A 2,744-nucleotide genomic window follows, 5' to 3' on the forward strand; every position below is an offset into this window, starting at 1 on the left:
TTCTGTGCAGCCGATGCAGCAACGAAGATTAGCCGTTTGTCATGGCGTAGCGCATCGAGCCAGCTGTCGATGTAACTGGCATGATACTCAGTCCTTGATCAACTACCCTGCGTGCAACTTCTAATTTAAATGCGGCTTCGTAATGCTTGCGGTACTTGTTCATTGCTATTCCGCTCTAGCTGAATAATAATCTTAGCGAGGTGTACGTTTCTATTAGACCACTACATTTTTTCGTGCTGGATATCGAGATAGATCAGAGTCTCTTCCAGCTTTTCAGGTGATTCAGGCTGCCATCTTGACAGAAAATTATGGACCAGTTCGTTGCGCTGTACCGTCATAAGTTTCATGTCTCGGCGAATGCTTTCAACGAACTCAGTATCGCCCGAAATCTTAAATGTAAAAGTGATCCAGTCAGCAGGGCTCTCATCCTCTGGCACTTCAACTCCGGCATCCTGAAGCACTTCTGTTCCATACTTATTAACTAGGTTACCAAGCATCGTTTTATTGATGGTATTGATCTGCTTCTGCTGCCGTTCCTTGAAATCCACCGACGTACCACCTGCTTTATGGTTGGAAAGAAGGTGCTTCAACAACCCCTCGATCTGCTGAAATTGAATGAGGTTGCGGCCCACGCGGCGGAGCACTTCGTCTTGATTTGGTTTGTGGTCAGATTTCAAGGAATAAGTCCATGGGTAGATCTATGCATGTCTTAACAGCACAGATGGTTTAGATCTGATTATAGCCCCCTTGCGTGCCGACCTGCATACAGCAACCCTTCATTATCAGGTCAGGAACTTAGGCCAAACAAGAGGCGGTCCTAACCCTCAACCTGAGCTTCCACAATTGGCACACTGCTGCCAATAACGAATAGCTGTAATCGGACTCAAGCTAATAATCTGATTGTTGACACAAGTTTGTCAATTCCTAAGTAACGATAAATATGATTATCGTTAGTCTTATTTTCGGCCTTTGCTGTCGGTGACAGTTAGACCTGGGAACGACCGGTATGTAATGGTTACCAGCCATAGGCGATGGAATCATTCAGAACGGCTGCTTTCTCGATACGCGACTGCGTACTATCGACACATACCGGCCATCCGACTTTCCGGAAAGCAGACCTTCAACGTAAAGTTGAGGGGCTCGCCCGCTGGGTTGGCCGTAGGTTCTATTCACACCAAACATCGCAAGTTTCTTTTCTGTTTAAGTTATATAGTTTTGCAGAGGCACACGCGCCATATGGACTGCCTTCTAAAAAAACAACACGATCCCCTTCATCCCAGCCAAGACAATAAGTTTGCGCCTCAAAAACCTCCCCATTGATTATGAACTTTTCATCATTACCAGCCGCCTCAATTTCATATGAGGTAACTGCTGATACAGCGATGGGAGCCAGCAAAAGCAGCAACCATAAAAATTTTCGCATAGTTACTTCCTCTCAAATTTAATACGCCCAACGTCCAAGCTGTGCGGCACAAACGAAGCGCAGCGTAGTTTGTGTCCGAACGAGCGTCTTGTTATAAATTATTATTGGTCAACCCCTCAAACCACACAGACTGCCATAGCATTAACCAATTATTTTTAAACCATTCATGCCAGTTTGATGGGTGCTTGTCCACGACCCTGTTTTTACTTTCAAGCTCAATTGCCTTTATAGCGACTTTTTTTACTAAATTTATATAATAAGACATTTCCTCTTCTGTATATATTTCAGAAAAGTCCCACCATTTAGATAATGCTGGATGCCCTCCAAAGTAGCACCGAAGTTCATATAGTTTTTTGAGTTCAGCTGTTTCTTCGTCATTAAGACATAATGCTTCACACAATGCTTCACGCATATTTATCTTATTGACGCCTAAACGCTGCTTTATATATTGCTCTACAACATTTATGGATTTATCAAGTGATGTTATTGTTTCTTCAAAGAAATCATGTTTATACAGCTTTAAAGATCTTAAGTAATTAAAAAGCATGCGGTGAATAAATGGATCTAGCCCATTGGCCATATTGTAAATCTTCAAGAAGTGTTTCTGGTTTGTTGAATCCATTTTAACTAGCTTTGGCACATCATGTTTTTTTAGAATGTTTTCTATGGTATAGATTCCAGAGCCAACTAAGTATTTGGTAACACTATCACTATAGAAATGGCTTGTATGATTATACGTTAGCGCAATACAGCCTATTATTTCTATATATGATGCGCGTGACAAATACTGCTCTGCAAAATGAAAAAACCGTGAAGCATAGTCATAAACGCTTTCATCATTAAAATACTCCCTCATCCCTCTCGACCAAGAAGGAACAACTGTAATTACTTTTAAAGTATTTTCTGATGGAAAAAGAATGCATTTCTCTGACCTATGAATCAGCGTAATACGCTTGCCACTAACAATAGACCTTACTATTACATTGTTTATACTGGAATTTTTAGGGATGCCATAATACAAGTAGTTTCTTAATGAGGAGGTTAGCGTGCTTCTTCCTTTTGGCGAAAGAATGTTAGTAGCATCAGAGTATTGACACATTTTTGAAATAAATTCTTCAAGTTGCTTTTCTTTAACTAGCTTCGACATCAATAAGGTTCTAATGGTTTATAACAGTTATTAGACGGACGCACCGGACCGTATATTAAAAATAGTGAGGCGCGCATTATTTTTATAAGCAATTGATTAATTGTGAATCACATTTTTTGCCTGTCCGCATATGCATAATAGTATAGGCAGACCAGTTTTGTATAATCTTGCGCA

Annotated in this window: 4 protein-coding genes; all 4 read right to left on the reverse strand. The window is 40.8% G+C overall.

Features of this window, described 5'->3' with window-relative positions; translation table 11 throughout:
* The coding region (locus tag MJ770_RS15640) for a hypothetical protein (RefSeq protein WP_445083138.1) at nt 1–71 on the reverse strand (71 nt) is incomplete at its 3' end.
* A 150-nt stretch (nt 72–221) separates the two neighbouring features.
* Nucleotides 222–677 carry a hypothetical protein gene (locus MJ770_RS08060; protein ID WP_239251099.1) on the reverse strand — a complete coding sequence of 152 codons (456 nt, stop codon included), beginning with the start codon at nt 675–677 and terminating at the stop codon, nt 222–224.
* A gap of 488 nt (nt 678–1,165) precedes the next feature.
* Entirely contained in the window at nt 1,166–1,423 is a 258-nt protein-coding gene (locus MJ770_RS08065; RefSeq protein WP_239251100.1) for a hypothetical protein, read from the reverse strand.
* Nucleotides 1,424–1,514: 91 nt separating this feature from the next.
* On the reverse strand, nt 1,515–2,570 hold the full coding sequence (locus tag MJ770_RS08070; protein ID WP_239251101.1) for a hypothetical protein: 1,056 nt from the start codon (nt 2,568–2,570) through the stop codon (nt 1,515–1,517).
* Between the last annotated feature and the right edge of the window lie 174 nt (nt 2,571–2,744).

Source organism: Candidatus Nitrotoga sp. M5, assembly GCF_927904885.1.
Classification (GTDB): domain Bacteria; phylum Pseudomonadota; class Gammaproteobacteria; order Burkholderiales; family Gallionellaceae; genus Nitrotoga.